A 1,525-nucleotide genomic window follows, 5' to 3' on the forward strand; every position below is an offset into this window, starting at 1 on the left:
GCCCTCTCTGTCAGCCTTGGGTGAGACGTCCCGCTTCGTCGGGTTAGCCTGAGAGGGCACGACAGGAGAACCACCCCCTCATGACCAGCACCAAGCCCGCCGGGTCCGATCCGGCTCCCCGGCCGAAGCGCCGCACTTTCAGTCCCGAGTACAAGCTGCGGATCGTGGCCGAGTACGACGCCGCGCCCAAGAACGAGAAGGGCGCGGTCCTGCGCCGCGAGCGGCTGTACCACTCGCACGTCAAGGAATGGCGGGCCGCGCGGGATGCCGGGGCGCTGGAGCAGCTGGTCGACAAGCGGACCAGCCCGGCGAGGCCGAAGAAGTCGGCTGCCGAGGCGGAGAACGAGAAACTGCGCCGCCAGGTGGAACGGCTGGAGAAGGAACTGGCCCGGAACAAGGCCGCGTTGGAGGTAATGGGAAAAGCTTCCGCGCTCTTGGAAATGATCTCCGAGGGCGCGGACTGAGGGCCGCCGCCGACCCGGTGGTCGACGATGCGTTCACCGGCGTCGAGGGGGAACTCGGTATCACGGCCGCCTGCCGGCTGACCGGCCGCTCCAGAGCCACCCACTACCGCCGGCTGCGTCCGGCGCCGCCGCACAGGCCCCGCCAGCGGCAGGTTCAGCCTTCGGCCCTGACGGCCGAGGAGCGGGCTGCGGTCCTGGAACTGATGAACAGCGACGAGTACGCCGAGCTGCCGCCCGCGCAGATCTGGGCCCGCGAGCTGGATGCCGGGCGCTACCACTGCTCCATCTCCACGATGTACCGGATCCTGCGCGAGAAGGGGCAGTCCGGGGACCGCCGCCGCCAGGCCACCCACCCGGCCAAGACGGTGCCCGAGCTGGTCGCCACCGCACCGTCGCAGGTGTTCACCTGGGACATCACCAAGGCAGCCGGACCCATCAAGGGCGTCTGGTATCACGCCTACGTCATCATCGACATCTTCAGCCGCTACATCGTCGGCCATACCGTCGAGCGGGCCGAATCAGCGGTGCGAGCCGAGGAATTGATCCGCGAGGCCATCGCCCGCAACGGCATCGTGCCCGAGACCGTGCACGCGGACCGTGGCACGTCGATGACCTCGAAGAAGGTCTCGCAGCTGCTGATCGACCTCGGCGTCACCCGGTCGCACTCACGACCGAAGACCTCCAACGACAACCCCTACAGCGAGGCCCACTTCAAGACCACGAAGTACATGTCCGACTACCCCGAACGGTTCGACTCGCTGGCCCATGCCCGCGAGTGGTTCGACGCGTTCATCGCGTACTACAACCACGAGCACCGGCATTCGGGCATCGGCTGGCACACGCCGGCCAGCGTGCACTTCGGGACCGCCGAGGAGGTCCGCGACCAGCGGGCCGTCACCCTCGCCGAGGCATACGCCCGCCACCCCGAACGCTTCGGCCGCCGCCCCCGACCACCCCGGATACCCCAGCAGGCATGGATCAACAACCCGGCCAAGCGCAGGGAACCCGCACCACAAATCTCATAGCGTCACGACCGTCTCACTGGACTTGAAATCTTCCGG

The 1,525-nt window shown here is 67.9% G+C and carries 2 protein-coding genes; both read left to right on the plus strand.

Features of this window, described 5'->3' with window-relative positions; translation table 11 throughout:
- Positions 1 to 80 precede the first annotated feature (80 nt).
- Entirely contained in the window at positions 81 to 464 is a 384-nt protein-coding gene (locus ABZ823_RS30910; protein ID WP_361666231.1) for a hypothetical protein, read from the plus strand.
- Between the two features lie 17 nt (positions 465 to 481).
- A complete protein-coding gene (locus ABZ823_RS30915) occupies positions 482 to 1,489 on the plus strand; it encodes an IS3 family transposase (protein WP_361666233.1) in 1,008 nt (335 codons plus the stop codon).
- The last annotated feature ends 36 nt before the right edge of the window (positions 1,490 to 1,525 follow it).

Source organism: Streptomyces sp. NPDC047079 (genome assembly GCF_040643755.1).
Taxonomy (GTDB): Bacteria; Actinomycetota; Actinomycetes; order Streptomycetales; family Streptomycetaceae; genus Streptomyces.